General features: G+C 64.0%; 22 protein-coding genes. 7 read left to right on the top strand and 15 right to left on the bottom strand.

What is annotated here, in order from left to right:
• Window positions 1–11: 11 nt before the first annotated feature.
• Window positions 12–1,199: an MFS transporter gene (locus UP06_RS27020; RefSeq protein WP_245305554.1), complete on the bottom strand. Its 1,188-nt coding sequence runs from the start codon at window positions 1,197–1,199 to the stop codon at window positions 12–14.
• A 96-nt stretch (window positions 1,200–1,295) separates the two neighbouring features.
• Window positions 1,296–1,553 carry a DUF2798 domain-containing protein gene (locus UP06_RS27015; protein ID WP_045006719.1) on the bottom strand — a complete coding sequence of 86 codons (258 nt, stop codon included), beginning with the start codon at window positions 1,551–1,553 and terminating at the stop codon, window positions 1,296–1,298.
• 169 nt (window positions 1,554–1,722) lie between these two features.
• Here UP06_RS27015 and UP06_RS27010 point away from each other — a divergent pair, with 169 nt between their 5' ends.
• Window positions 1,723–2,289, top strand: a complete 567-nt coding sequence (locus UP06_RS27010; RefSeq protein ID WP_502691323.1) for a hypothetical protein — start codon at window positions 1,723–1,725, stop codon at window positions 2,287–2,289.
• Between the two features lie 137 nt (window positions 2,290–2,426).
• On the opposite strand, the gene UP06_RS42215 is transcribed toward UP06_RS27010, so the two are convergent.
• Window positions 2,427–2,765, bottom strand: coding sequence for a hypothetical protein (locus UP06_RS42215; protein WP_245305553.1), 339 nt, complete (start codon window positions 2,763–2,765; stop codon window positions 2,427–2,429).
• Window positions 2,766–2,888: 123 nt separating this feature from the next.
• On the opposite strand from UP06_RS42215, the gene UP06_RS27000 reads away from it, so the two are divergent.
• The 4 genes from UP06_RS27000 to uraD all read left to right on the top strand — a co-directional run bounded on the left by UP06_RS27000 (window position 2,889) and on the right by uraD (window position 5,502).
• Complete coding sequence (locus tag UP06_RS27000; RefSeq protein ID WP_045006718.1) at window positions 2,889–3,167, top strand: hypothetical protein; 279 nt, start codon at window positions 2,889–2,891, stop codon at window positions 3,165–3,167.
• A gap of 89 nt (window positions 3,168–3,256) precedes the next feature.
• Window positions 3,257–3,670, top strand: a complete 414-nt coding sequence (locus UP06_RS26995) for a DUF3830 family protein (RefSeq protein WP_045006717.1) — start codon at window positions 3,257–3,259, stop codon at window positions 3,668–3,670.
• A gap of 1 nt (window position 3,671) precedes the next feature.
• Window positions 3,672–4,607: an allantoinase PuuE gene (gene puuE, locus UP06_RS26990; protein WP_045006716.1), complete on the top strand. Its 936-nt coding sequence runs from the start codon at window positions 3,672–3,674 to the stop codon at window positions 4,605–4,607.
• Between the two features lie 7 nt (window positions 4,608–4,614).
• Window positions 4,615–5,502 carry a 2-oxo-4-hydroxy-4-carboxy-5-ureidoimidazoline decarboxylase gene (uraD, locus tag UP06_RS26985; protein ID WP_045006715.1) on the top strand — a complete coding sequence of 296 codons (888 nt, stop codon included), beginning with the start codon at window positions 4,615–4,617 and terminating at the stop codon, window positions 5,500–5,502.
• On the opposite strand, the gene UP06_RS26980 is transcribed toward uraD, so the two are convergent.
• Both UP06_RS26980 and UP06_RS26975 read right to left on the bottom strand, forming a co-directional pair.
• Window positions 5,499–8,225 carry a molybdopterin-dependent oxidoreductase gene (locus UP06_RS26980; protein WP_045006714.1) on the bottom strand — a complete coding sequence of 909 codons (2,727 nt, stop codon included), beginning with the start codon at window positions 8,223–8,225 and terminating at the stop codon, window positions 5,499–5,501. The genes uraD and UP06_RS26980 overlap by 4 nt on opposite strands.
• Window positions 8,222–9,049: an FAD binding domain-containing protein gene (locus tag UP06_RS26975; protein ID WP_045006713.1), complete on the bottom strand. Its 828-nt coding sequence runs from the start codon at window positions 9,047–9,049 to the stop codon at window positions 8,222–8,224. The genes UP06_RS26980 and UP06_RS26975 overlap by 4 nt, the downstream gene beginning before the upstream one ends.
• 153 nt (window positions 9,050–9,202) lie before the next feature.
• On the opposite strand from UP06_RS26975, the gene UP06_RS26970 reads away from it, so the two are divergent.
• On the top strand, window positions 9,203–10,552 hold the full coding sequence (locus UP06_RS26970; protein ID WP_045006712.1) for an 8-oxoguanine deaminase: 1,350 nt from the start codon (window positions 9,203–9,205) through the stop codon (window positions 10,550–10,552).
• 109 nt (window positions 10,553–10,661) lie between these two features.
• On the opposite strand, the gene UP06_RS26965 is transcribed toward UP06_RS26970, so the two are convergent.
• From UP06_RS26965 to UP06_RS26950, 4 genes are all read right to left on the bottom strand, one after another.
• Window positions 10,662–11,738, bottom strand: coding sequence for a BMP family ABC transporter substrate-binding protein (locus UP06_RS26965; RefSeq protein ID WP_045006885.1), 1,077 nt, complete (start codon window positions 11,736–11,738; stop codon window positions 10,662–10,664).
• A 79-nt stretch (window positions 11,739–11,817) separates the two neighbouring features.
• A complete protein-coding gene (locus tag UP06_RS26960) occupies window positions 11,818–12,735 on the bottom strand; it encodes an ABC transporter permease (RefSeq protein WP_045006711.1) in 918 nt (305 codons plus the stop codon).
• On the bottom strand, window positions 12,722–13,813 hold the full coding sequence (locus UP06_RS26955) for an ABC transporter permease (protein ID WP_045006710.1): 1,092 nt from the start codon (window positions 13,811–13,813) through the stop codon (window positions 12,722–12,724). Before UP06_RS26955 ends, UP06_RS26960 begins: the two co-directional genes overlap by 14 nt.
• Window positions 13,797–15,368: an ABC transporter ATP-binding protein gene (locus UP06_RS26950; protein ID WP_045006709.1), complete on the bottom strand. Its 1,572-nt coding sequence runs from the start codon at window positions 15,366–15,368 to the stop codon at window positions 13,797–13,799. The genes UP06_RS26955 and UP06_RS26950 overlap by 17 nt, the downstream gene beginning before the upstream one ends.
• Before the next feature lie 582 nt (window positions 15,369–15,950).
• Between UP06_RS26950 and UP06_RS26945 the strand changes: the two genes are divergently transcribed.
• On the top strand, window positions 15,951–17,057 hold the full coding sequence (locus UP06_RS26945; RefSeq protein WP_045006708.1) for a hypothetical protein: 1,107 nt from the start codon (window positions 15,951–15,953) through the stop codon (window positions 17,055–17,057).
• 175 nt (window positions 17,058–17,232) lie between these two features.
• Here UP06_RS26945 and UP06_RS26940 read toward each other — a convergent pair whose 3' ends face one another.
• The 6 genes from UP06_RS26940 to UP06_RS26915 all read right to left on the bottom strand — a co-directional run bounded on the left by UP06_RS26940 (window position 17,233) and on the right by UP06_RS26915 (window position 23,162).
• Window positions 17,233–17,718, bottom strand: a complete 486-nt coding sequence (locus UP06_RS26940) for a nucleoside deaminase (RefSeq protein WP_045006707.1) — start codon at window positions 17,716–17,718, stop codon at window positions 17,233–17,235.
• A gap of 70 nt (window positions 17,719–17,788) precedes the next feature.
• Complete coding sequence (locus UP06_RS26935; RefSeq protein ID WP_045006706.1) at window positions 17,789–19,321, bottom strand: ABC transporter ATP-binding protein; 1,533 nt, start codon at window positions 19,319–19,321, stop codon at window positions 17,789–17,791.
• Window positions 19,318–20,001, bottom strand: coding sequence for a biuret amidohydrolase (gene biuH, locus UP06_RS26930; protein WP_045006705.1), 684 nt, complete (start codon window positions 19,999–20,001; stop codon window positions 19,318–19,320). Before biuH ends, UP06_RS26935 begins: the two co-directional genes overlap by 4 nt.
• An 11-nt stretch (window positions 20,002–20,012) precedes the next feature.
• Window positions 20,013–20,939: an ABC transporter permease gene (locus UP06_RS26925; RefSeq protein ID WP_045006704.1), complete on the bottom strand. Its 927-nt coding sequence runs from the start codon at window positions 20,937–20,939 to the stop codon at window positions 20,013–20,015.
• Window position 20,940: 1 nt separating this feature from the next.
• Complete coding sequence (locus tag UP06_RS26920) at window positions 20,941–22,053, bottom strand: ABC transporter permease (RefSeq protein ID WP_045006703.1); 1,113 nt, start codon at window positions 22,051–22,053, stop codon at window positions 20,941–20,943.
• Window positions 22,050–23,162 carry a BMP family ABC transporter substrate-binding protein gene (locus UP06_RS26915; protein WP_045006702.1) on the bottom strand — a complete coding sequence of 371 codons (1,113 nt, stop codon included), beginning with the start codon at window positions 23,160–23,162 and terminating at the stop codon, window positions 22,050–22,052. The genes UP06_RS26920 and UP06_RS26915 overlap by 4 nt, the downstream gene beginning before the upstream one ends.
• Window positions 23,163–23,364 lie beyond the last annotated feature (202 nt).

Here is a 23,364-nt window from a genome sequence, read left to right as displayed (position 1 = left end):
GGTCCGGTGGTTTATTCGAGCTGGTCCACCTCGCGCAGCACGGGAAACAGCTTCATCCACAGCAGCGCGATCGCGATGGTGCCGAGGCCGCCGAGCGCGGCTGCCGGCATCGCGCCGAGCAGGGCTGCCGCCATGCCGCTCTCGAACTCGCCGAGCTGGTTGGAGGCGTTGATGAAGAGGAAGTTGACGGCACCGACGCGGCCGCGCATCGCATCCGGCGTCGCAAGCTGCACCAGCGCGACGCGGACGACGACGCTGATCGTGTCGGCCGCACCCATCGCGGCGAGCGCGATGACCGAGAGCCAGATGTTCCGCGACAGCGCGAACACGATGGTTGCGAGCCCGAAGGCGATGACAGCCTGAAACATCCGCAAGCCCGCACGGCGCGCGATGGGATGGCGTGCGATGATCGCGGTCATGCACAGCGCGCCGACCGCGGGCGCCGCGCGCATCACGCCGAGCGCCCAGGGACCAGCCTGCAGGATGTCCTTGGCATAGATCGGCAGCAGCGCGGTGGCGCCGCCGAGCAGGACCGCGAACAGGTCGAGCGAGATCGTGCCGAGGATCGCGGGATTGCTGCGGACGAAGTGCAGGCCGGCGAACAGGCCGTTGAGACCCTCGTGCTCGGAGGCCGCAACGCGCGCGACCCGGATCAGGCCGCTGAGGCCGCACGCGATCAGCGATAGCACCGCCATCAGCACGAATGGCGCACTTGGTGACAGTGCGTAAGCGAGCCCGCCGACGGCAGGGCCGCCGATGGTCGCGACCTGCCAGGCGCCGGTCGCAAGCGCCGTCGCTCGTTGCAGCATGCCGTCCGGCGCGACCGCCGGCAGCAGCGCGGACGAGGCCGGGCTTTCGAATGCGCCGGCGAGGCCAAAGATCGCGAGCACGGCGAAGATCTCCGCCACGGTGAGCGTCCCGGCCAGCATCCGCGCGCCGAGATAACCGGCGGCGAGGCCTTGCACGAGTTCGCAGAGCTGGACGATGCGCCGACGGTCGTAGCGGTCGGCGGCGTGGCCGGCGACGAAGACGAGCAGTGCGCTCGGAATGAACTGCACCAGGCCCGCAAGGCCGAGATAGAACGCGCTGCCGGTCAGCGCATAGATCTGCCAGCCCACCGCGACGGTCGCGACCTGATAGGAGAACTCCGACAGGGTTCGCGAAGCAATGTAGAGCAGTAGCGGTGGATGTCGCAACAACGCGACGGGTGCAGATGGAAGTGTGGAAGTTTGATCCAAGGTGTTGGGCAATCTGGAAGCGGGACGGCGGGCTCTTTGCACCGCCGTCCGCGCCGGCTATCGGCCTGGTTGAGGAGGGACTGCGACGAGGCAGGCGACGATTCGGCGGACCATCGGCAGCACCACGAGCAGAGTTGGAAAAGCAACGAGCCATGAGAGCGCCCAGGCGCCCGGCCATGTCGCTAGAAACGCCGGCGTTGCGCCGAGGCTTTTGAGTGTTGAAATAACCGACACCACGGCTGTCATGAGGATGGACAGCACCAATGGCATCACGATCGGCGCATAGCGCGCCGGCAGTTTGCGAACCGCATTCATTTGATTTCTCTTAAGGAAAAAGACGCGTCAGTCACGTTGAACCCTGAAATTGGCATCGATCCCGACGACGTCGGTTGATGCGTTGGTTCACGTGAAACGCTTACGGCGACCGAAAAACGGCGCGGCCGTTCACTAACCGCTCAGGTTGAATGGATCAAGCTCGATCTGGATGTTGGGTTTACAATCGTTCAAAGCGCGGCAGATTGCCGCGATCATGCAAGCATTTCAGTGGTTTGCGCATTATGTATTGTTTGCACATGTCGCTTCGGCGAGAACAGAGGACGTTGATATGAGCGATCGACCCGCCAATTCCACCACCTTGCTGGCCGCATTCGCTAGCTTCGCCCTGGTTGCGGCTTCCGCATCGCCTTCGGCTGCAGCGTCGACCGCTCCGGCAACCAAGTCCGCAGCGGCAAGCCCGGCTGCATCGCGCGATGCCACCGATTTCAGCGCCGCCAAGCGCCGCTACAATCGTCGCGGATCAAACGCCGCGGCTCTTGCCGTCATGGGTGCGGCGGCTGGCATCATCGGAGGTGCGATCGCTGAGAGCCGGCGCCGCGATTATTACGAGGATCGTTATTATTACGATCGGGGCCCAGGCTATTACGGTGGTCCAGCCAATTACGGCGGTTCCAACTATTACCGGGGGCCGAACCGTCCTTCGGGCCCTTACATCCCTGGGGGCTATTGTGCCGGCGGAGGCCCCTCGGCCGTCTGCGGCAATTTCGACCGTTGAGTTCGGATGCGGCCGTCGGGCCGGACAGCTTCTCAGGTATTGCCAGGGGTGAGTTCGCGAAAGCGAACCCACCCGTTTTAGTTTGCCGCTTCGCAGTCGTGTCGCGAAGCTAGGCCCGCAACATTCCCAATTTCACCTCAACGTCCCGCCGGCGCCGACAGCGCGCCGTTCATGTAGCGCGAATAGTCCGGCTCGGTCGGTTGCGACGGCCAGACGGCGGCGTTGGAGTCGCGCACCGATTGGCTGATGGGGGCAGGCTGCGCCTTGCGGGTGTGGTGGCGGTCGCTCGCTGCTGCGGCCTGGATGGTGACGGCGGCAATCAGCGCGGCGCCGAGAATGGTGAAGGTCTTTTGCATTTTTGTTTCTCCCGTGACGACGTCCCGGTTGTGAGAAATGTGTTCGTCGTCGCGGCTGACATGGCGACACGCCCTACCGAATATCAGCAGCGCCCGGATCACGATCAGCAGCGCTGCCATCACGTTGGGGCGAGCAAGTTTTTTGGTCTCGGCTAAATATTCGGCAATTGGCCCTTTGGGGCCGATGGACTTGCCCCCCGCAATCCGGTTGAATGGGGTGAATTGAGATTTTGAGCGACAACGATGTCGAAATATCTGCTGATCCTTCTCCTGATTGCCTCACCGGCCGCGGCGCAAGTCAAGTTGGCTCCCAAAACCTCGGCGGCGCATCTGGACCCCTGCGCGCCGATCGGACGCACCGCGGATGGCAAGCTGGTCTATTCCATGAAATGCGAGAACCTGCCGGCGCCGCCCGCGCCCCCACCGCAGGCGGAACTGAAGGAGGCGCCCGTGCCCGCCGCCGAGCCGGAGCCGGAGGTGCGGCGGAGCGGCATTCTCGGCTGGTCCTACGACCGCAGGTGACGGGCCGCGCCCCTTGCGCGAAGTCCTCTGGAATGCTCTTTGCTTGAAAGTTCCCCGTGGGGCCACCGCCCCCGATCCAGAGAGATGAGATGAGCAAACTCGTTATCCGCACCGGCGATTACACCTTCGATGCTCGCTTCGAGGAGCAGCTGGCACCCAAGACCGTCGCTGCGTTCCGCAAAGCGTTGCCGTTCGAGAGCCACATCATCCATGTGCGCTGGAGCGGCGAGGCGGTGTGGATGCCGCTCGGCGATCTCGACTTCGGCGTCGGCTACGAGAACCACACGAGCTATCCCGCGCCCGGCCAGATCATCCTTTATCCCGGCGGGATCAGTGAGACCGAGATCCTGATGGCCTATGGCGGCGTGAGCTTCGCGAGCAAGATGGGCCAGCTCGCCGGCAATCACTTCATCACCGTGACCTCGGGGCTGGAGAATCTCGCGACGCTGGGCAAGAGCGTGCTATGGAAGGGCGCGCTTCCGATCCGCTTCGAGGAAGTCTGAGTTGGCGGACGCCCGCTACCCGCGCGATCTTCGCGGCTACGGCCGCAACCCGCCCCATCCGCAATGGCCGGGCAACGCGCGGGTCGCGGTGCAGTTCGTCGTCAATTTCGAAGAGGGCGGCGAGAACAACATTTTGCACGGCGACCGCGCGTCGGAGGCGTTCCTGTCCGACGTGCTCGGCGCGCAGCCCTGGCCGGGCCAGCGCCATGCCAATATCGAATCGATGTTCGAATATGGCTCGCGCGCCGGCTTCTGGCGGCTGTGGCGGATGTTCAACGAACGGAAGTGGCCGACCACCGTGTTCGGCGTCGCCACCGCGCTGAAGCGCAATCCGGAAATCGTCGCGGCGATGAAGGAGGCGGGCTGGGACATTGCGAGCCACAGCCTGAAATGGATCGAGCACAAGGACATGTCCGAGGCGCAGGAGCGCGACGAGATCACTGAGGCGATCCGTGTCCACACCGAGGCGACCGGCGCGCGGCCGCTCGGCTGGTACACCGGACGCAACTCGATCAACACCAACCGTCTGTTGACGGAGGAAGGTGGCTTCCTCTATCTCTGCGATTCCTATGCGGACGATCTGCCCTATTGGGTCAAGGGTGCCAAGGGCAAGCAACTCATTATTCCCTATACGCTTGATGCCAACGACATGCGCTTCATCAATCCGCAGGGCTTTGCGGAGGGCGAGCAGTTCTTCACCTATCTGAAGGACGCTTTCGACGTGCTCTATGCCGAAGGCGAGAGCGCGCCAAAGATGATGTCGGTGGGCCTGCACTGCCGTCTCGCCGGCCGGCCCGGCCGCGCGGCGGGGCTGATCCGCTTCCTGGACTATATCGGCAAGCACGAGCGTGTCTGGGTGCCGACGCGGCTCCACATCGCGCAGCATTGGCACGACAAGCATGCGGGTCTTGCCGGCAACGCTTTCGAGATCGAATAGGGAAGCAATGTCACAGATCGCCTTGTCTGATCTCAATGCTGCGAGCTTTGACGATTTCGTCGCCGTACTTGAAAACGTGGTCGAATATTCGCCTTGGATTGCCCAGGAAGCTGCGGCGCGCCGTCCGTTTGCCGGCATCAATCCACTGCTCGACGCGATCAAGGCGGCGATCGCGAGCGCTGAGCCCGAGGTGCAACTGGCGCTGATACGCGCGCATCCCGACCTCGCCAACAAGACCCAGCGCGCAGCGGGACTCACGCCTGACTCGAGTGCCGAGCAGAACAGCGCTGGTCTCGATCGTCTGTCGGACACCGAATATGCGGCCTTCGAGCGGGCGAACAATGCCTATCGCAAAAAATTTGGCATCCCGTATATCGTCTGCGCGCGCCGGCACACCAAGGATTCCATCCTGCGGGACTTCGAGGCGCGGCTACAGAACATCGCTAAGACCGAGACCCGCCGCGCGCTCGAGGAAATCTCTCGTATCGCCGCTCTGCGGCTCGACCAGCTCGTCATCGCGGATGACAAGCTCAAGGTGCACGGCCGGCTCTCGACCCATGTGCTCGATAATCACGCGGGCAAGCCCGCGCCGGGCATCGCGGTCGAATTGATCGAGCTCGCGAGTCTCGGCGAGAACCGCATCATCGCGCGCACCGTTACCAACGCTGACGGCCGCACTGACCAGCCGCTGATCGGCGGCCGTCCGCTGCCGATCGGCCGCTACGAGCTCCGCTTCAGCGTCGCCAAATATTACGCCGAGCGCAACGTGCCGCTGTCAGATCCGCCGTTCCTCGACGAAATCCCGCTGCGCTTCGCGATCAGCGAGGCGGAGAGCCACTACCACGTGCCGCTATTGGTCACGCCCTGGAGCTATTCGACCTATCGCGGCAGCTAAGCACCAAATTTGTCGTGCAGGGCCGGAAACAGCCGGTCCGGCTTGAAGGGCGGTGCGGTGAAACGGATGCCGGTGGCGTCCGTAATCGCGTTGGCGAGCGCGGCGGTGACCGGGTTGTACGGGCTCTCGCTCATCGACTTCGCGCCGAGCGGCCCGATCGCATCGGACGTTTCGGCGAAGAGGACTTCGGTGCGCGGCACGTCGGCGAAGGAAGGCAGGTGGTAGTCGCGAAACTTTGGGTTGGTGACGCGGCCAGTCCCATCGATCACCATCTCCTCATAGAGTGCGGCGCCAAGCGCCTGCGCCACGCCGCCTTCGACCTGGCCACGGCACTGCATGGGATTGGCGACGACGCCTGCGTCGGCGGCCTGCACGCTCTTGAGAATCTTGAGCTCACCGGTGCCCTTGTTCACGGCAACGCGAAAGCCCTGGACGTTGAAGCCGACCGAGCGCGGCGTGCCGTCGGAATTGCCTTTCGCCGCGAGTGGCTGGCCGCGTTCGCGCGCAAGCTTTGCCAACTCCGCAAAGGACATCCGTCGCACGCCGCTCACGACGGAGGCCTCTTCGAGCATGCAAGTCGCAACATCGCACAGCCAGGCGCCCGCGGCTGCCGCCTTCAGCTCGGTCGCAAGCTGCATCGCCGCCGCGTGCGTCGCCTTACCGGCCACAAAAGTGCCCGCGCTGCCATAGGCGCCGGTGTCGTGGCCACCATGGGCGGTGTCGGACTGGCGCAGGCGAATCCTGTCGACGGTGGTCGCAAGCGTCGTTGCCGCGATTTGCCGATGCACGGTGCTGGTCCCGTTGCCGAATTCGGCGGTGCCGACCGTGAGATCGAAGCCGCCGTCGTCGTTGAGCGCAATCATCGCATCCGCGATGTGGCCGGCCGGCGGCACCGTATCGATCATCGTGAGCGCCACGCCATCGCCGATCAGCCATTCCGGCGACAGATCGGGCTGCGGCGTGTCGGCCTGCATCGCGCGCTCGACGAGATCGAGGCACTGATCGAGGCCGTAGGAGCCATAAAGCACGTCGTGAAATTCGGACGGCGGCGGCGACAGCATGGGATCGCCGGGCTTGACGATGTTGCGGCGGCGCATGTCGTAGGGGCTGATACCGAGCTGCCTGGCGAGCTCGTCGATCGCGGCCTCCACCGCGATCAGCGTCTGCGGCAGGCCGTAGCCGCGAAATGCACCTGATGGCACCGTGTTGGTATAGACGGCAAAGCCGTCCACCTTTTTGTTCGGGCAGTTATAGACGGCGATGGACTCGGACAGCGAGTGGAACATCACGGGGCCGGCGTGATTGCCGTAAGCGCCGGTGTTGGAGAGCACTTCAAGTTGGAGTGCGGTGAGCTTGCCGTCCGCATCGGCGCCGGCCTTGATGTGAACCCGCATCGGATGGCGCGTCGAGGTCGCGATGAACTGCTCCTCGCGGGTGAGCTCGAGCTTGACGGGGCGGCCGGTCTTTAGCGCGGCGAGCGCCAGGATGTCTTCGACGAACATCTCCTGCTTGCCGCCAAAGCCGCCGCCGACGCGCTCGCAGAACACGCGGACTTTGTCCATGGGGAGCTTGAAGATGTCGGATAGCGCACGACGGGTCAGGAACGGTACTTGCGTCGAGCAGCGGACGTTGAGCACGCCGGCGTCATCGAGCCAGGCGAGGCCGCCATGGGTCTCCAGTGCAGCATGCTGCACGCGGTGGCTGTGGAAGGTCGCCTCGTAGCTGACGGCGGATGTGGCGAGCGCCGACGCGACATCGCCGAACTCGCCATGCGTCTCTGCGACGAGGTTGCGCTGGGCGTCGGCGACACGATTTTCGGTGGTTCGGTCGGGATGAATGATCGGCGCGCCCGGCGCCATCGCCTGCTCGGGGTCGACCAGTGCGGGCAGGATTTCGTACGCAACCTTCAGTCGCCGGCACGCTTCCTCGGCTGCGGCTTCGCTCTCGGCGACGACGGCGGCGACCTTCTGTCCGATGAAGCGGACGACGTCGTCGAGGATGCGGGTGTCCTCCGGGTCCATCCAGTCCTTCTCGTGCCGCGCGGTCGAGATCAGCATTGATGGTGCATCATCATGCGTCAGTACCGCATGCACGCCGGGAACGGTCAGCGCCGCCGACTTGTCGATCGCGACGATCTTTGCGTGCGCATGCGGCGAACGGAGCAGCTTGATGTGCAGCAAGCGATCGATGGCAGTATCGAACGTGTAGCGCGCCTTGCCGCTCACGACGTCCGGACCTGCGGGCGCCGGCAAACTGCGGCCGAACGCTGCGCCGGCCTCGACGCTCTCCTCGACATTGGTCTTGCCGAGGATCGCGTCCTCGATCGCACGATAGCCGGTACAGCGGCAGATGTTGCCCTTCAGCGCCCCGCCAAGATCGGTGCGTTGTGCCTGGTTGAGCGAGGCGCAGGTGAGGATCATGCCGGCGGTGCAGAAGCCGCACTGGAACCCCTGTGCGTCGAGGAAGGCTTGCTGCATCGGATGCGCGCCGTTGTCGCCTCCAAGCCCCTCGATCGTGATGACGGCGCGACCTTCGGCGCGGAAGGCCGGGATCAGGCAGCTGTGCACCGGCTCGCCGTCGAGCAGCACCGTGCAGGCGCCGCAATCGCCGGCGTCGCAGCCTTTCTTCACGCCGAAATGGCCGAGCTCGCGCAGGAACGTGCGCAGGCATTGGCCTGCGCGCGGCTCTTGCGGAAAAATCGTACCGTTGATCTCGAGGCTCATGGTCGCGCCGTGTCCAGCAATTCGCCGCGGATCTCCTCGGCGAGCCGCAGCGTCATGTGCTTGCGCCAGAGTGGCTTGCCGTGGATGTCGGTATGGTACAGGTTGTCGGTGATCTGCTCCAAGATCGCCGCGCGAAGCGTGCTCGCGTCGGGCGCTTTTGGGAACAACAGTCGGATCGGGCGCACCGTCGAAGCGGTGACCGTCAGCGTCAGCGCACCATCGGCATCGAGGCTGCCGATCAGAAGTGCCGCCGAGCGGCCGACTGGCGCGAGCGAGATCTGGCGAAACGCCGAGCGTCGCTTCAACGACGCAATCGGAATATCGATCTGCCGCAGCAGGTCGCCTGAAGTCAGGCGGTTGCGTTGGTTACCGGTGACGAAGTCGACGACGGGAATCTTCTGCTCGCTGCCGGTTACCTTCCAGATGGTGCAGACGCCGTCGAGCGCTGACGTGAGCGAGATCATCGGTCCCGCCGGCAGCGACATGCAGAGATTGCCACCCACCGTTGCCGTCTTCCAGATCTTGAAGGAAGCGAGGAAGGCGCGGCAGCACTGACCGATCAGCGGTGCGGCGAGCCAGTCGGCCGGGCAGGCGAGCGCATCGAGTTGTGAGATCGTGCAGGTGGCGGCAATGATAAGATGGGTGTCCGTGATCGTCAGCGCCGGCCATTTCAGATCGGTGAGATCGATGAGCCTGGTCAGGTGAACTTGCGGCTCCGAGAACAGCCAGGTGCCGCCTGCGAGCCAAGCATCGCCTGACGTCCAAACGGGCAGTTGGGAGCGCGTTTGTGGATGGGCCACCGCTGTGATGGTATTCAAGTCCATGGCTGGGTAAACGCTTGCACCGAGTGATTTTCTCTGCGGGAAAGTCTTGCAAGACCAGCGCCAAGTGGCAACAACAAGTCGCAGCAATCGCGCGCTCGGGCTGGCCCCTGCCTTGCAGGCCTGTCGCCGGCGGATGTGAGGAGAAGCAGGCTCATGAGCAACGCAAAGCCGATCTGGATCAGGGATCCCCTGGCTATCCTCGCCGACGGTGCCGAGCGAGGAATCGTAGTGAAAGACGGTCGGATCATCGAGCTCGTGCCCGCCGGCGGCACGCCCGCGACTGCGGATGCCGCGGTGCTTGACGCGGGCGAGCATGTCGTGCTGCCTGGCCTCATCAACACGCATCATCATTTCTACCAGACCCTGACGCGGGCGCTGCCGGCGGCGATGGATCGCGAACTGTTTCCCTGGCTTCAGGCGCTCTATCCGATATGGGCGAAGCTGACGCCGGAGTCGCTTGAGCTCGGCGTCACCGTAGCGATGTCCGAGCTGCTGCTCTCGGGCTGCACGACGACGACGGATCATCACTACGTATTCCCGGCAGGGCTCGAGGAGTCCGTCGATATCGAAGTCGGGGTCGCAAAACGGCTCGGCGTACGGGTGCTGCTGACGCGTGGCTCGATGAACCTGTCGCAGCGCGACGGCGGCTTGCCGCCTGACAGCGTCGTGCAGGACGAGGACACGATTCTCGCCGACAGCGCGCGCGTGGTCGCAAAACATCACCAGCGCGGCGCGGATGCGATGGTGCAGATCGCGCTCGCGCCGTGCTCGCCGTTCTCGGTGACGACGTCCCTGATGCGCGCCACGGCCGATCTTGCCGACAAGCTCGACGTGCGGCTGCACACCCATCTCGCCGAGACCGAGGATGAGAACAAGTTCTGCCAGCAGATGTATGGCTGCCGTCCGCTCGATTATCTCGAGCAATGCGGTTGGCTCAACGCACGGACCTGGCTAGCCCACGGCATTTTCTTCAACGCCGACGAGATGAAGCGGCTCGGCAAGGCCAAGACCACTATCAGCCATTGCGCCTGTAGCAATCAGCTCCTGGCGTCCGGCTGCTGCCCGGTGTGCGAGATGGAAGAGGCCGGTGTCGGGATCGGCATCGGCGTGGACGGCTCAGCCTCGAACGACGGATCGAACCTGATGCAGGAGGTGCGGGCCGCCTTTCTGCTGCAACGAGCGCGCTACGGGGTGACGAAGGTCAGCCACAAGGACGCGTTGCGCTGGGCGACCAAGGGATCGGCGGCCTGTGCCGGCCGGCCGGAACTCGGCGAGATCGCCGTCGGCAAGGCCGCCGACCTTGCGCTGTTCAAGCTCGACGAACTGCGTTTCTCTGGCCATGGCGATCCGCTGGCCGCATTGGTGCTGTGCGGGGCGCATCGGGCCGATCGGGTGATGGTGGCGGGGAAATGGGCCGTGGTCGACGGCGCGATTCCGGGGCTGGACGTCCCGGACCTCATCCGGCGTCACAGTTCCGCGGCGCGGGCCATGCAGGCGGGATAATCCAGGCAGAATAGAAAGAGGGGGCGACCACAAGTGCCGGGTGCTTCTGGCCACCCCCTCCGAACCTCCTCCGGGAGGAGCAGGTGATTTTAGTAAAGCAAGAAGCGTGCTACTTGCCCGGCAGCTTGTCGTCGATGCCCTTGACGTAGAAATTCATGCCGAGGATCTGGCCGTCGGCAAGATTGGCGCCGCCCTTGCACTCGATTTCCTTGCCGTCCTGCCCAATGACCGGGCACTTGAACGGATGCAGCTTGCCGGCGGTGATCGCCGCCTGGGCATCCTCGGCGATTTTCTTCACGTCGTCAGGCATGTTGGTATACGGCGCCATCGCGAACATGTGGCTGTCGAGGCCGCCCCAGCTGTCCTCCGACTTCCAGCTGCCGTCGAGCTCGGCCTTGACGCGGGCGATGTAGTAGGGCGCCCAGGTGTCGAGGATCGAAGTCAGCTGGGTCTTCGGCCCGAATTTGATCATCTCGGAGTCCTGGCCGAAGGCGAACTTGCCGCGTTCGCTGGCGATCTGCATTGCCGCCGGCGAATCCGTGTGCTGCATGATGACGTCGGCGCCCTGATCGATCAGCGCCTTCGCCGCGTCGGCTTCCTTGCCCGGGTCGAACCAGGTGTTGGCCCAGATGATCTTGACCTTGATGTTCGGGTTGATGGTCTGCGCCGCTAGGATCGTCGCGTTGATGCCGGAGACGACCTCGGGAATCGGGAACGAGCCGATATAGCCGAGCACGCCGGACTTCGACATCTTGGCCGCGATCAGGCCCTGGATGTAGCGGCCCTGGTACCATTTGGCCGAATAGGTCGACATGTTCTTGTCGCGCTTGTAGCCGGTGGCGTGCTCGAAATGCACGTTCGGATATTTCTTGGCGACCTTCAGCGTCGGATCCATGTAGCCGAATGACGTCGTGAAGATCAGCTTGTTGCCGGCACGGACGAGCTGCTCGATGGAGCGCTCGGCGTCGGGACCCTCGGGCACGTTCTCGAGAAAGGTGGTCTCGATCTTGTCGCCGAGCTCCTTCACCAGCGCCTGTCGGGCGAGCTCGTGCTGATAGGTCCAGCCGAGATCGCCGACCGGGCCAAGGTAAATGAAGCCGACCTTCAGCTTGTCGGCGGCGGAGGCTGCACTGACGCTCCCGGCAAGCAAAAGCCCGGCAGCCAGCGCAAGAAGTGTTTTCCTCATCATCAATCTCCAAACAGTCGGGGATAGCTACGATCCGCAACATGCGCGCCCCATCGCGCACGCCGCGGAAATGAAAACTTTAACGGTCAGGCACGAATACGGTGCCGAGTGCGGCCGGCGCAGTCGAGCCGCCGGTGCGCGCACGGGAGAGCAGGACCAGAACGATGACAGTCGCGAGATAAGGCAGCGCCGACATGAACTGCGAGGGAATGCCGACGCCCCAGCCCTGCGCGTGCAATTGCAGGATCGTCACCGCGCCGAACAGGTAAGCGCCGATCACCAGCCGGCCCGGCCGCCACGACGCGAAAACGACGAGCGCCAGTGCGATCCAACCGCGGCCCGCGGTCATGCCGGGAATGAAGAACGGCGTATAGGCGAGCGGCAGATAAGCGCCGGCAAGCCCGGCGCAGGCGCCGCCGAACATCACGGCGAGCATCCTGATCTTCAGCACGGGATAGCCGAGCGCATGCGCGGAGACATGATTGTCACCGCACGCGCGCAGGATTAGTCCCGCACGCGTGCGATAAAGGAACCACCAGACGCCGATGATCAGCGCCAGCGAGAAGTAGACGAAGGCGTCCTCGCCGAACAGGATGCGCCCGATCAGCGGGATGTCGGTGAGGCCGGGAATATGGAGATGCGCCGCCGGCGTGATGCGCTCGCCGACGAAGCGTGCGCCGATCAGGCCGGAGAGACCGACGCCGAGAATGGTTAGCGCTAGGCCCGTCGCGACCTGATTGACGGCGAGCCCGAGTGCCATCAGCGCGAAGACCAACGACATCAGTGTTCCCGCGACGATGCCGAACAGCGCGCCGATGAAGATCGAGCCGGTTAGCCACGCGCCGCCAAAACCGCAGGCCGCGCCGACAATCATCATGCCCTCGACGCCGAGATTGAGCACGCCGGAGCGCTCGGTCACGAGCTCGCCGGTCGCCGCAATCAAGAGCGGCGTCGATGCGGCAAGCACCGACAGGATGATGGCTTCAACCAGTTCCACGGGCCACCTGACGGTTCGGGAACACCAGCTTGAAGCGGTAGAGGATGAGGGAATCGCAGGCGAGCACGTAGAACAGCAGAATGCCCTGGAAGACCTTGGTGACGTCCAACGGGATCTTCATTGCGATCTGCGCCTGTTCGCCGCCGATAAAGGTCAATGCGAGAAAAAGGCCTGCAATTAATATTCCAATCGGGTTCAACCGGCCGAGGAAGGCGACGATGATCGCGGTAAAACCGTAGCCGGGCGAGATGCCGGGCTGGAGGTGTCCGACGGGACCAGCGACCTCGATGATGCCGGCAAGACCCGCGAGCGCGCCCGAGATCGCGAAGGTCAGGAGGATCAACTGGTTGGAATTGAAACCGCCGAACCGCGCCGCGCGCGGTGCGGCACCGACCACGCGGATTTCAAATCCCTTGATGGTTCGCCCGAGTAGGATCGCTGCCGCCGCGACGACCAGCAGCACGATGATTGAGCCGAGATGGAGCCGGCCGCCTTCGATCAGAAGAGGGACCGTTGCCACCGGATCGAACTCGGCCGTGGTCGGGAAGTTGAAGCCGTTCGGATCGCGCCAAGGCCCGCGCACGAGATAATCGAGGAAGAGGTCGGCGACATAGACCAGCATCAGGCTGGTCAGGATTTCGCTGGCGCCGAACTTCACCTTGCAGATCGCCGGGATCAGCGCATAGAGCGCGCCTGCGGCTGCCGCGAGCACGAACATCGCCGGCAGCACCCAGGCACCGGCATCGGTGCCTTGCGTCTTCACCGCGATCCAGCTTCCGGCGACCGCACCGATTAGGAATTGTCCCTCGGCGCCGATGTTCCAGGCGTTGGCGAGATAGCAAAGCGACAGCCCGATCGCGATCATCACCAGCGGCGTCGCCTTGACCGCGATCTCCTGGAGCGAATAGCTGTCGGTGAGCGGTGCGATGAAATAGGCTTGCAGCGCGAGCAGCGGATTCTTGCCGAGGATCGCGAACAGGATCGTCATGGTGACGATCGTCAAGCCGATCGCGATCAGCGGCGAGACCAGCGCGATCGTGTTGGAGCGCTCGGCGCGCTTCTCAAGCACCAACTGCATGCGCGGCCTCCTTCGGCTCCAGGCTGCTGCCGCCCATCAACAGGCCGAGCTTTTCACGTGTTGCATCGCGCGTGGCGAGCGGCTCGGACAAATGGCCGTGGAACATCACGGCGATGCGGTCGGCGATTTCGGCGAGCTCGTCGAGATCCTGGCTGGTGACGAGCACGGCCGCGCCCGCGGTTGCCAGATCGAGCAGCGCCTGGCGGATGACGGCAGCAGCGCCGGCGTCGACGCCCCAGGTCGGCTGGCTCACCACCAGCACGGCCGGGTTGCGCAGGATCTCGCGGCCGACGATGAATTTTTGCAGATTGCCGCCGGAAAGGCTTGCCGCTTCCGGATCGCGCTTGGCCTTGCGGACGTCGAATGTTTCGGTGGCGCGGTCGACGGTCTTCAACGTGGCCGCGGTGTCGATGAAGCCGCGATGGACCATGCCGCTGGCGGCGTGTCCCGTGAGCAGCGCGTTCTCCGACAGCCTCATGCGTGGCGCTGTGCCGTGGCCGAGCCGCTCTTCGGGTACGAAGGCAGCGCCGAGCTTGCGCCGCTTGGTGATTGAGAGGTGGCCGGCGGCGATGCCTTCGATCACCACCGTGCCGGGGTCTTTCGAGAGCCGCTCGCCAGACAGCGCGGCGAACAGCTCGTCCTGGCCGTTGCCGGCAACGCCAGCGATACCCAGGATCTCGCCGCCCTTCAGCTCGAACGAGATATGCTCGAGCCGCACGCCGTGCGCCTCGTCCGGTGCGAGCGAGAGATCGTTGACGACCAGTCGCGGTATCGTGGTCTGCCTGCCGGCGGCAGCTTTCACTTCCTTGATCTCGCCGCCGACCATCATGCGCGCGAGCGAGGCAGCGGTCTCGAGCCGGGGATTGCAGGTGTCGACTTTCTTGCCACCGCGCAGAATTGTGGCGGTGTCGCAGAGGCGTTTCACCTCCTCGAGCTTGTGGCTGATGTAGAGAATGGCCCGGCCTTCGGCCTTGAGCCGCTCCAGCACGATGAAGAGCTGGTCGGCTTCCTGCGGTGTCAGGACGGCGGTGGGCTCGTCCAGGATCAGGAATTTCGGGTCCTGCATCAGCGCGCGGACGATCTCGATGCGCTGGCGCTCACCGACCGACAATTGCCAGACCTCACGTCTGGGATCGAGCGGAAGACCGTAGGTCTTCGACACCTGCTCCAGCCGGGCCGACATGTCCTTGAACGATTCCTTGCCGTCGAGGCCGAGCGCGACATTCTCGGCGACGGTGAGATTGTCGAACAGCGAGAAATGCTGGAACACCATGCCGATGCCGCGGCTGCGAGCTTCCGACGGACCTGACAGCACGATCGGCTCACCCTGCCAGCGGATATCGCCGGCGCTGGGCTGGATCAGTCCGTAGATCGCCTTGACCAGCGTCGACTTGCCGGCGCCGTTTTCGCCGAGCAGGGCGTGGATTTCCTTCGGCCAGATGTCGATGTCGATGGAATCGTTAGCGAGGAAATCCCCATAGCGTTTGCTGAGCCCGAGCGTTTGAAGCAGCGGGGACTCGCCGGAATGCAGGCCGTTAGGCGTCGGATCTAACATTCGCGGATACGCTTGCATGAGATGAAGTGCCTTAATTGTGGGCTAGTTTGAACCGTCGCGTAAGGTGTGAAAAAGCGTCATCCCTTGCTCAACGCTTCGGCAGGTACGCCGGCGTTGCGAGTCGCTGCTCTCGTCGGGCGACGATTGTCTCCAACCGTCCTTTCGACCGTCGTTGTGGCCGCGTCCTGCGAGCAACGGCTGTTGCAAATTTGTGACGGTTCAAACCAAATCGGAACTCGCTATGCAGAGTTGACGTGAAGTTGAGCAAAAGCAGCGCCACTGCTCGTATGCATCTCCGGACAGCGATGACGTCTTCAGTGACGATCGAGTCCGCGTTCTCCGCTCGGCGCGAAAGCCAAGCAAAATCAATCGGGAATGTCTGGCAATAACCAGGCTTGCTTTGCTGCTTGCCGACTGGGGCGAGACGCAGAAATCCTCAAAATTCCGCGGTGAAGTGCGGCTTGCTGCTGAAACATGCGGCACGCCTTGAAAAAAGTTGAGGCTTCTCACACCGGGAGTTCGGCGCAAGTGTCGCACCAAGGGACGTTCATTTTTACGTGTCCAAACTTGGGGGTATTCAGGATGTCGTTTCGTTTCAAAGCAATTGCAGCCGCGGCGCTGTCACTTGCTACGCTCGCCACCGGTGGCTTGGCGCAGGCAGCGGATTTGCCGGTCAAGGCTGCCAAGAAGGCTCCTGACCTCCCGTTCTTCCTTGTGATCGACGACCGTGTGTCGTTCTCCTGGATGCCGAAGGGCACCGACCCCGGCATGTGGAGCGTCCGCCCGGATGGCAGCATCAACGGCACCACCGCCAAGCAGGTCTACTCCTTCACCCACTTCGACCTGTGGGCCTACGGCACCAACTTCTTCACCATCTCGATGTTCAAGTCGGGTCATAATGATCCCGCCTCGCCTTGCTCCGCGCCGGGCGTGACCATCACCGGCGGCGCCGCGGACTGCGCGGGCGCAACCGAGATTTACGGCCTGTTCCGCTCGACCTTCGGCTGGAACGAGATCTTCAACACCAAGGCCTTCACCATGGGGCCGCTGCACAACATCTCGTTCGAAGTCGGTATGGATGCCAACACCGAGAACAACTTCCTCGCGCCCGCCAAGCGCGACGTCGTCGCCGGTCTCCAGTTCGCCTTCGACCTTCCCTACAAGGGCTATATCAACGTCGCTCCGTTGATGTACTGGGAGTTCTCGAACCACAACGCCTTCACCCAGTGCGGCTTGTTCGCGCCGGGCGTTGCGGGCGTGACCTGTAACTCCGACGGCAACGTCAGCTACAACCCGACCTGGGCCGTCGAAATCAACTACTACATGGACCTCGGCTTCCTGCCGCCGAACATGCAGTTCTGGTCGATCAGCGGCCGCGCTGGCTGGTACGGGCCGAAGGGTGACTCGAACGGTACGCCTGCACTCTCGGGCGTGGGCATCTTGAGCACCAAGTCCAAGACCGAGCTGAACAGCGAACCGATCCGCCTGACCTTCGACGCCTCGAAGGCGGTCTGGGGTGACAAGTACTCGCACTTCGTCGACCTCTGGGTTGCCTATCGCTACTGGCAGAACAAGTTCGGCCTCGACCACAACGCCATGGCTGGCGTCTGCACCATCGCCCCGACCGGCCAGAGCACCAAGAGCTGCACCGAGTCCACGGTTTACGGTGGTGTGACTGTGAAGTTCTGATCGGCTGACGGTCTCCAAGTTCGAATGGCGCCGCGCATGTCCCGCGCGGCGCCATTGGCGTTTGCGTAGGGTGGGCAAAGGCGCAACGCGCCGTGCCCACCATTTTCCCAGACGGTTGGCTATGGTGGGCACGCTTCGCTTTGCCCACCCTACGAAGTTGAGTTCTTGGGGCGAGTTACTTCGTCCACACGCCGTCGTGCAGCGCTGCGGCCTCTTCCTCGAGCAGCGGGCCGACAACCTCCGTCGGGCGCTGGCCGCTGGCAAAGACCTCGCGGCAGGGCAGGTCGAGGGTCGGGTTCTCCGGGTGATTGCCGGTGACGCCGCGCAGGCGGTGTTCGCTGAGGCCGTAGACCACGCGGCCGATGCCGGCCCAGTAGATCGCGCCGGCGCACATCGCGCAGGGCTCGGCGGAGGAATAGAGCGTCGCCTTCGCCAGCACCTCGCGGTCCAGCGTGCGGCAGGCCTGCGTGGCCGCCAGGCGTTCTGCATGCGCGGTGCCGTCATGATCCGGCATGTAGCCGTTCTCGGTCTCTATCAGCACCCGGCCACCCGCATCGACGACGATGCAGCCGAAGGGGTGGTTGCCGTGGGTGAGAGAACGGCGGGCGACCGCGAAGGAGAGGCGCAGAAAGTGTTCGTCGCGTTCGGATGCGCCGTTCATCGTTGCTCCTGGACCATGATCCGGAAAAGTGTGCAGCGGTTCTCCGAAAAGATCATGCTCAAACGATTCGTTAGTGGCCCGCCATGTGCCGGCCGACCACGGTGAGATCGGCCTCGCTGGTTCGTGCTTCATACACGAATTCGCCGTGGAACATCACCACCAGCCGATCGGAGAGTTCGAGCAATTCGTCGAGGTCTTCGCTGACCAGCAGCACGGCGGCGCCGCGGTTGCGCGCGGCCATGATCTCGGCGTGGATCTGCGCCACTGCCGCGAAGTCGAGCCCGAAGCAGGGATTGGCCGCGATCAGCACCTCGACGTCACCGCCGAGCTCACGTGCGAGCACCGCGCGCTGCACGTTGCCGCCCGAGAGCGCCGAGATCGGCGTATCCGGCGTGCGGGTTTTGATCTTGTACTGCCCGATCTTCTTCTTCGCATCATCGCGGAAGGCGCCGCGGTTGAGCCACCAGCCGCCGCTGGCGAAAGGCGCGCGGTCGAATTCGCGGAAGGCAATGTTGTCGGCAACGCTCATGCCGCCGACACAGGCGTTCTTCAGCGGTTCCTCGGGCAGGAGCGACATCTTGTGGCGACGCATCTCCTCGCGGCTGGCGCAATAGGCATCGCCGGCGACGCGGATTTCGCCGCTCTCGGATTCGCGCTGGCCCGCCAGCACCTCGACGAGCTGGCGCTGGCCGTTGCCGGAGACACCCGCGATGCCGACGATCTCGCCGGCGCGCACGGTGAGCGAGACGTCGTGCACGGCGATCGCGCCGGCATCGTCGAGCGCGCGGACCTTTGCCAGCTCCAGCCTGGCCTGACCGGCTTCACCGGTGCGTGGCGGCTGCACCGTCAGCTCCTCGGCGCCGATCATGGTGCGCGCCATCGCATCCGGCGTCAGCTCGGAAACCTTGCCGGCACCCGCAAGCTTGCCGCGGCGCAGGATGGTGACGTCATCGGCGAAGGCCATGACCTCGCGGAACTTGTGCGTGATCATCAGGATGGTCAGCTCGCCTTTGACGACCATGTCGCGGAGCATGCCGAGCACCTCGTCGGCCTCCGCCGGCGTCAGCACCGAGGTCGGTTCGTCCAGGATCAGGAAACGGCGCTTCAGATAGAGCTGCTTCAGGATCTCGCACTTCTGCCGTTCGCCGGCTGAGATGTCTGAGACCTTTGCGCTGAGCGGTACCTTGAAGGGCATCCGCGCCAGGAAGGACTCGAGCTCCTTCATTTCCTTTGACCAGTCCACCACGACCGGCACGTCGTCGCGGGCAAGTACGAGGTTCTCGGCGACCGTCATGGCCGGCACCAGCGTAAAGTGCTGGTAGACCATGCCGAGGCCGAGCGCGTGGGCGTCCTTTGGATTGGCGATCGCCTGCTCGCGATCGCCGATGATGATGTCGCCTTCGGTCGCGTGGTAATAGCCCATGATGCATTTGACCAGCGTCGACTTGCCGGCACCGTTCTCGCCGAGCAGCGCATGGAACGAGCCCGGCCGTACCTTCAGCTCGACATTGTCTAGCGCCAGGAAGTCGCCGAAGCGCATGGTCATGGCGATGGCGTTGACGCCGAAGGCGCCTGACGGCGGGAGAGGCTCGCCGACGATCACGAAATCGCTCCGATGAAGGCGTCGGAGGTCGAGACCGCGCCGAACACGCCGCCCTGCATCTTGATCATCTTCAGTGCGTGCTCGTGGTTGCTCTTGTCGGTCGCGCCGCAGCAATCGTGCAGCAGCACGCATTCGAAGCCGCGGTCGTTGGCCTCGCGCATGGTGGTGTGGACGCAGACATCGGTGGTGATGCCGGTCAGCACGATATTCTCGATGCCGCGCACGCGCAGGATCAATTCGAGGTCGGTGGCGCAGAACGAACCCTTGCCGGGCTTGTCGATGATGGGTTCGCCCGGCAGCGGCGCCAGCTCCTCGATGATGTCCCAGCCGGGCTCGCCGCGCACCAGGATGCGGCCGCAGGGGCCGGGATCGCCGATGCCGGCGCCGATCTGGCGCGAGCGCCAGCGCTTGTTGGCGGGCAGGTCGGAGAGATCGGGGCGATGGCCTTCGCGGGTATGGATGATGTGGAAGCCTTGGCTGCGCATCGCCGTCAGCAGTTTCTTGATCGGCTCGATCGGGGCCCGCGTCAGCGAGAGATCATAGCCCATCTTGTCGACATAGCCGCCGACGCCGCAGAAGTCGGTCTGCATGTCGATGATGATGAGCGCCGTGTTTTCAGGACGCAGATCACCGTTGTAGGGCCAGGCATAGGGCTCGGACTTGATGGTGCGCTCGGGCATGATTTCGCTCTCTAGCGGGTAATCGACAATTCGGCCGGGGCTCCGGTCAGCGTGCGTTTCGGCGAGCAGGTTATGATCATGATCGCCAGCGTCAGGATGTAGGGCGCGGCGTTGAAGAGGTGATAGCCGGAGGTGACGCCGACCGATTGCAGCGCCGGCCCGAGCGCGGCGGCGCCGCCGAAGGCCAGCGAGGCCCACAGGCACAGCAGGGGATCCCAGCGCGCGAAGATCACGAGCGCCACGGCGGTAATGCCCTGACCTGAGGACAGGCCCTCGTTCCAGCTACCGGGATAGAACAGCGACAGGAACGAGCCGCCGATGCCGGCAAGGAAGCCGCCGACCATGGTGGCACGCAGCCGGATCAGCAGCACGGAATGGCCCATCGCGCGTGCGGCGTCAGAGCTTTCGCCGGCGGTACGGATGAGAAGGCCCCAGCGCGTGGTGCGGAAGGCCCAATAGAGGATCGGCGCCAGCGCAACGCCGATCAGGAAGAGGACATTGACCCGCAGTGCTGCACGGACCTGCGAAATGTCGCTCCACCAGCCGAAATCGATCGCTGGCAGGCGTGGCGCGGTCGGCTCGATCAGTGGCTTTCCGAGATAGAAGGCGAGACCGGTACCGAACAGCATCAAGGCGATGCCGACCGCGACGTCGTTGACGCGCGGCAGCGAGCAGATGCCGGCATGCAATGCGCCGAGCAGCGCGCCGGTGATGCCGGCCGCGAGCACGCCGAGCCAGGGCGAGCCGGTGAGATAGGAGATGCCATAGGCGCTCATCGCGCCCATCACCAGCGTGCCTTCGAGGCCGAGATTGATCCGGCCTGAGCGCTCGGTGATGCATTCCCCCAAGCTCACGAACAGGAACGGGGTGGAGACGCGAATGGCGCCGCCGAGCACGGCAAGTGGGACGGTCCAGAGTCCGATCGATCCGTCTGCCATCTCAGGATTTTCCCTTCAGGAATCCGATGCGGCCGTAGAGCGCATCGCTGGCCAGCACGAAGACGAAGATGATGCCTTGGAGCACCAGCACGGATGCATCAGGCAGGCCCAGGCGGCGCTGCAACAGGCCGCCGCTGGCACTGATGCCGCCGAGCAGGATCGCGACGGGGATGATCGCGAGCGGATTCTGCCGCGCCAGGAAGGCGACGAGAATGCCGGTGAAGCCATAGCCCGCCGCGAGATTGGCGTTGGTGCGCCCCTGAACGGCAGCGACCTCGACCATGCCGGCAAGGCCAGCTGCGCCGCCGGCCAGGAAGCAGATCGTGAGGATGAGCTTGCTGACACCGAGACCGACGATCTTGGCCGCGCGGATGTTGCCGCCGGCAACCCGCGCGGCGAAGCCGAACACGGTGTGATAGATCAGGATGTAGGCGGCGATCGCGGCGATCAGGCCGAAGACCAGGCCCCAATGCACGTCGGTGCCGGGGATGGAGCCGATCATGTTGGCGGCGCCGATCTCGCGCGTCGACGGCTTGTTGAGGCTGGCCGGATCCCGCATCGCGCCTTCGACGAGATGGTTGAGGATCGCGAGCGCGATGTAGACCAGCAGAAGGCTCGAGATTGTTTCGTTGACGCCGCGATATTGTCGCAGCGCGCCTGCCAGCATGATCCACAAGCCGCCGCCGATCACGCCGGCGCAGACCATGGCGATCTGAACGATGAACGGTGGCATGCCCTGAAGCGCGAGCGCAGCGCTCGTCGCCGAGAGTGCGCCGATCAACAGCGCACCTTCGCCGCCGATGATGACCATGCCGAGCTGCGCCGGCAGCGCGGTGCAGAGTGCGGTGAGGATCAGGGGAGCCGCGCGCGTCAGCGTGTTCTGCCAGGAGAACCAGGTGCCGAAGGCGCCGTAGTACATATAAAAATAGAGATCGAGCGGATTCTTGCCGAACATCGCGACAAAGATGCCGAAGACCACGAGCGCGCCGGCCAGCGCCGCGCCCGGGATCAGGATGTACTCAATTGTCGCGCCGTGGCGCTGGAGGAAACCGGGATCGGCGGCCGGGGCAATTGCCCCGACCGTTTCAGTGGGATCCGCCGCTTCCGTTGTCACGAAGTCGCTCCGATCACGCCCTCGACGAGATAGTCCATCTTCTCCAGTTCGGGATCCTTCTGGCCCCGATCGGTGCCGGCTGGGATCACCGTCTTGCCCTTGTTGTCGACCAGTCCTCCCTTGAAGATGGCGTAGCCCTCGGCCGACAGGAACTTGGCCTTGACCTCGTCGGCGTGCTTGCGCGCCTCGGCGGAGACAGCCTCGCCATAGGGCGAGGTCTTGACGATCTCTTCCTTGAGGCCGCCGCGATAGAAATTCGGGATGGTTTCGCCGGCGGCGATCATCTTGACGAATTTCGGATAGAGCGCTTCCCAATTCCACTCGGCGCCGGTGAGATAGGCCTTCGGTGCCAGCGGCGACTGGTTGACGTGATAGCCGCAGACCATGGCGCCGCGGCGTGCCGCGTTCTCGACCATGGTCTTCGGTCCGTCGACGTGGCAGGTGAGCACATCGACGCCCTGGTCGATCAGGCTGTTGGTGGCCTCGGCTTCCTTGACTGGCATCGACCAGTCACCGGTGAAGATCACCTGCGTGGTGGCCTTTGGGTTGGCGAGCTTGGCGCCGAGCGCGAAGGCGTTGATGTTGCGCAGCACCTGCGGGATTGGTTTCGCCGCGACGAAGCCGAGCTTGCCGGTCTTGGAGCTGTAGCCCGCAATGATGCCCGAGATGTACTGAGCCTCATCGATGTAGCCGAAATAGCTGCCGGCGTTCTTCGGATCCTTGTCGCTCCACAGGCCACCGCAGTGCTCGAAGCGCAGCTTCGGGAACTTGTTGGCCATCTTGATCATGTGCGGATTGTAGTAACCGAACGAGGTCGGGAAGAGCAGGCTGGCGCCGTCGAGATTGATCATGGACTCGATGGTCTTCTCGACCGCATCGGTCTCCGGCACCTTCTCTTCCTCGACGACCTTGAGACCGGGAATCTTCTTCAGTGCCGCCGCGCCCTGCGCATGCGCCTGGTTGTAGCCGTAGTCATCGCGCGAGCCGACATAGATGAAGCCGATGGTGGTATCAGCCGCGAAAGCCGGGCGGGCGCCGGCCGCCGCGCCGAGGGTGAGGGCCGCGCCGCCTTGCAACACATGCCGTCGTGAAATCCTGCCAAAATCCATTGGTTGCTCCCTTGGCGGCTGCACCGCCGTGATTTCGCGGCTGCACCGGTCTGGCGGAGCCCGGAACAAGATGTCGCAAGCTTCGTGCCAGAGGCTAGGAAGTGTGCACATATCTATAAGTATTTGAATTATGTAAATTATATTCCGCGATCGAATCTTGATGAGGAAATCAGCAGATCAAATTTTGAGCAGTATCTTATCA

The sequence above is a fragment of the Bradyrhizobium sp. LTSP857 genome (genome assembly GCF_000938285.1).
GTDB lineage: Bacteria > Pseudomonadota > Alphaproteobacteria > Rhizobiales > Xanthobacteraceae > Bradyrhizobium.
The sequence above is the reverse complement of the archived record's forward strand: the minus strand, read 5'-3'. Positions and strand labels throughout refer to the sequence as shown.